General features: G+C 60.2%; 1 protein-coding gene. It reads left to right on the forward strand.

Going from position 1 to position 701, the window contains the following annotated elements; all coding sequences use genetic code 11:
• On the forward strand, window positions 1-209 hold a 209-nt coding region (locus tag AXK12_RS04615), incomplete at its 5' end, for a TonB-dependent receptor (protein ID WP_156468871.1).
• Between the last annotated feature and the right edge of the window lie 492 nt (window positions 210-701).

Genomic DNA, 701 nt, shown 5'->3' on the forward strand with positions numbered 1-701 from the left:
TCGCCCCCAACGAAAACCCGACAGACAGCTACACACTCGTCGGGCTCTACGGCAGCTACGCCCTCAAACTCGGCCCCACCCAATGCACGCTCTTTGTGCGCGGCACGAACCTCGGCAACCGCGACGCCCGCGTCCACAACTCCTTCCTAAAAGACCTGCTCCCCCTCCCCGGCCGTAGCCTCAACCTCGGCCTCCGCCTCGCCTTCTGAGCCCACTGCGCGTGGAGCGGCGGTCAGTGACCGCTTCCCTTTAATTTGGGAATTGGCCCCGTCGCTTCGCGACAAAACCAATTCCCAAATTTGAAGGCATTCCCCCCTGTCGCGTTGCGACAGGGGGGAAAAGTAGAGTGATAACCCGTTTGGGCGAGGTGGGAGAAATCACCAGTAAACTCCCGCCTCAAAGTTTAGGGTCCTTTCTACCGAACGCTTGGTTGCCGTGCGCAAGCACGGCGGCCAAGCGTTCGGTAAATGGGTGCAGCGATGGACGGCGGGCCAACGAGCCTGCCGCCAAATAAAACAGCCTGCGGCTGCCGCCCCACGCGCAGTGGGAAAAGCGGACATTACCTAGATATAAGCTAGTTTACTTATCCAGCGTAGGTGAATTTACTTACGGCTGGACAGGAGGAGACTACGCAGACAAGGAGTGCGCAATGATCCTTCGCCCTAATGCCGCTAGTTACCCCCCCCCCCCCCCCCCCCCCC

Origin of the sequence: Cephaloticoccus capnophilus (assembly GCF_001580045.1) — a bacterium.
GTDB classification, from domain to species: domain Bacteria; phylum Verrucomicrobiota; class Verrucomicrobiia; order Opitutales; family Opitutaceae; genus Cephaloticoccus; species Cephaloticoccus capnophilus.